3 protein-coding genes are annotated in these 3,489 nt (G+C 44.8%); all 3 read right to left on the bottom strand.

What is annotated here, in order from left to right:
- Positions 1–90 precede the first annotated feature (90 nt).
- Genes QZZ35_RS10135 through QZZ35_RS10145 form a run of 3 tightly spaced genes read right to left on the bottom strand, consistent with a single transcriptional unit; the run spans position 91 to position 3,296 of the window.
- Positions 91–1,104 carry a tyrosine-type recombinase/integrase gene (locus tag QZZ35_RS10135; RefSeq protein ID WP_291237294.1) on the bottom strand — a complete coding sequence of 338 codons (1,014 nt, stop codon included), beginning with the start codon at positions 1,102–1,104 and terminating at the stop codon, positions 91–93.
- Positions 1,085–2,068, bottom strand: coding sequence for a tyrosine-type recombinase/integrase (locus QZZ35_RS10140; RefSeq protein WP_291237295.1), 984 nt, complete (start codon positions 2,066–2,068; stop codon positions 1,085–1,087). Before QZZ35_RS10140 ends, QZZ35_RS10135 begins: the two co-directional genes overlap by 20 nt.
- On the bottom strand, positions 2,061–3,296 hold the full coding sequence (locus tag QZZ35_RS10145) for a site-specific integrase (protein ID WP_291237296.1): 1,236 nt from the start codon (positions 3,294–3,296) through the stop codon (positions 2,061–2,063). Before QZZ35_RS10145 ends, QZZ35_RS10140 begins: the two co-directional genes overlap by 8 nt.
- Positions 3,297–3,489: the final 193 nt, after the last annotated feature.

Genomic DNA, 3,489 nt, shown 5'->3' on the forward strand with positions numbered 1-3,489 from the left:
CCTTATGCCGAGCGAGTTATTATGCCGAGCAGCTAACAGAAAATCCTATGTTTCTCACGATTTCATGCTTATCATCTCGGCATAATAAGATCACTTAAACGAGTTGAGAAATGACAACAAATCCTGATCTTTTGTCCAGTCAGGAAACGCCGTCTCGTCCGTTACTTTAGGGGCAAGTTTGTTTATTGCTTCATTTTTCAGCCTGTTGTCCGCACGGCTATATATCATCGTCGTAGAAATATCCTCATGGCCAAGGAAGTCGCGGATATATACGATATTAATGCCGGCAGCAAGCATGTGCATCGCTTTGCTGTGTCTAAAGCCGTGCGCATGGATCTTCTCCGGAAAGGTTGTATCTGTTTTGCGTATTACAGAGACATACTTTTGGATGATATAATTCACACCATCCCGTGTCATTTTTCTCTTTCCGCGATTGGTGATTAATGGCTGATCCTTTAGGGGTGTATTCCGTTGCCTTTTCATGTATTCTGCCACAAGAGTTGCCGTATTGGAAGAGATGGTGACTGTGCGGTATTTATCTCCTTTTCCGTGAAGCCGTACAGTAGGCTGTGTACCGGTATTTATATCCCTAAGCATAAGATCGCAGAGTTCCTGCACTCTGCATCCGCTGTCATAAAGTAATGTCAGGACAACCCTGTGGCGCAGACCACTATCCGAATTGATGTCAGGCAGGTTTATGAGTTCTGACATCTGTTCTACAGAAAGGTAGGTAATTTCACGGGCAGCAGCTTTTTTTGTTTTTATCCCCTGCACCGACTGTAGCGGGGCAAGGTATTCAATACACTGTATTCCGGCATAATCAGCAAATGTTTTTATCGCCGCGAGGCGCTGGTTTGCGGTAGAAATCCCTGCCCCACGGTTCCTAAGCCATTCGAGGTATTCCACAATCAGCTGGCGGTCAAAATCCTTCATAGAAAAATCGTTCAGCCTGATATTTTTAAATTCTGTCAGAAAAACCGCGAACAGCTTTAACGCATCCTTGTAGCTGAGTACTGTGTTTCTGGAATAGTTTCGCTGTAATGGAAGATATTCAGTGAGAAACCCTGTTACCAGCTGTGCAAAATCAGTGGAATTCACTGTCATCGAATATCACCTCCCTGATCAGTGTTGGGAATGCTTTGTCCAGGCTTTCCCTGACAGAAGGAAACGCCGCAGCTGTCATTTTTAAATAATACGCCGTTTCTTCAAAACTCTCATGTCCGAGCATGGTGCGCATATATGGAAGATATGCCATCAAATCCTTTCCTTCCTCCGTCCATTGCAGGAGGAGGTTTACACAGTAGGTGTGGCGGAAGTCGTGAACGCGGGGTCCCCGTCCTGTATGAGATATTCCGGCTTTTTCAAGGTATCTTCTGAAATTTTTGTATATATTCTGAAGCGTCATTTCCCGTCCGGGACGGATCATGAAGAAGTATTCATCTTCCGGCGACTCTGCATGAATCTGTTTTTTTATATGGATGCACTCCGTAACAAGATCAGGATGTATTGGCACAAGCCTGTCCTTATGGTTCTTTCCCTCCCTTACGCAGATGCAGCCCCGGCCAAGGTCAACATCCCGGATTTTTGCAAGCCGCAGTTCAGAAACCCGCATCCCGCTCGTATAAAGGATACGAAAAAACACAGGCATGACCAGGGAACGGTACGGGCATTCTGATGGTACGGACCGGCTGCTGTCGACAGCACCAAAAAAGCGTTGCAACTCCTCCTGCGTAAAAATGTGCGCATTATATTTGGGAGGGTGTTTTGTAATCCCGGAGGGAGGAATATATGCCGGGAGCCCGAGACTATTGATATATTTACAAAATACCCGGAGACTGCTGATACGTGATGCATGGTTCGAGGCGGTTTCATAGCTGCGTTTCTTACACCAGGCATCGCATATCTCTTTGGAAAGACTTTTTTCCGTAAGACCGTTATCACAGAAAAATGCATCGATTCTTCCGAAGGAAAGGGCATCCGTTTCGTATTTAAAGCCAAGCGCCCTCTTTAATGCGACCAGCTCCTCAAATTCATTACGGAAAACACTTTGGAATACAGGATCATTCATGGCACGGCATCTCCATTCTGAGAACACATTCTGCCAGTTTATCAAGATCTGTTTTCAGATAAATGCCTGTGATGTCGGTGTCCGAATGCCCGAGGATTGTAGTGATGACAGGAAGCGGGGTCTCCATTTCCAGGAGCATGGATCCTACGGAATGTCGCAGGGAATGGAATCCTGAATGCCTGTTTTTGTCCCTTCGGATACCGGCCTTGTTCATATGGTATGTGATACGCTGCTCCAGATGATTATTGTCAGACAACGGGTCAAATGGCGGCATATGTTTTATGAATACAACATCTGTATCAAAAAACTGAGGCCTGCCGTTTTTCACATAATCGATGACCGCCCACCCTACTGCATCCGGTATTGGCAGTGAGAGGGGGTTATGCGTCTTATGCTGGACAAACGACAGCTGCTTATGCTCCCAGTCAAAGTTGGAAAACCTGAGGCTTTTGATGTCGCTGATTCGCAGCCCTAAAACACATGCCAGCAGTATCATAGCGTAGTCTCTCTTCCCAATGGGACTGTTTCTGTCGATTGAACTGAGCAAAGCACGAAGTTCTTGTGTGGTCCATGCTGACGGGATTTTTGCCTTTTTCGATATGGAGGGCATATGGATCTCATCTGCGATGTCATCCATGATCATACCGGCATCTTTAAGGAAACGTAGAAAGTGCCGCAGAGCACATACATTCTGTTCCACTGTTTTAAAGGAATAGCCAGCTAAGGTTCTCAAGTATCCATTACAAATATCGAAAGAAATGCTTTCAATGCAGCCAATTCCCTTCTGGGCAAGGTAATCCAGAAATACTTTGGATATGGAATCATAATGCCCTATGGTGCTTTTAGACAGTTCCGACACTGACAGTGAACAGACATATTTTTCATGGGTTTCCGAAAAGAGCCCATCCAGTCTGATTGGATTTTTGGAAGCGTAATATCTCCGTGTCAGAACCTGGTGGAGACGATAATCCTCAAGCATGTGAACCACCCTCAGAAGCTGTACCCTCTGCTGCGACAGCGTTCCATTGTTATATCTGGTCTGGAGATTGTATTGCTTTTCGAGGTACGCAAGCCCACGCTCCATTTCGAATTCAGAGTCACCGTATTCGGAAAGCAGGAAGGAATGAATTTTTTCCCATTCGCGTTCATAAAAACAGAAAGTTGCCGGGGCGTAGTTGTTGTCTGACAATAGTTGTTTCAGACCGTTTGTGATTTCTTCAATCGTCATCATAAGACTCCTTTCTTTTCGATAATTAAAGAGTATCAGAAGGCTGTCATAATTATAAGACTTATAATGAAGAAATCTTCATAGCATACTGAAAGGTTGTGGACAGAGCATTATGCGGAGTTAATTTTGCAAAAAACCGACAAAACAAAAGATTTTTGGCACATATCTCCACATAATGAAAATCTCGGCATAA

The organism is Frisingicoccus sp. (assembly GCA_016298055.1).
Taxonomy (GTDB): domain Bacteria; phylum Bacillota; class Clostridia; order Lachnospirales; family Lachnospiraceae; genus Frisingicoccus.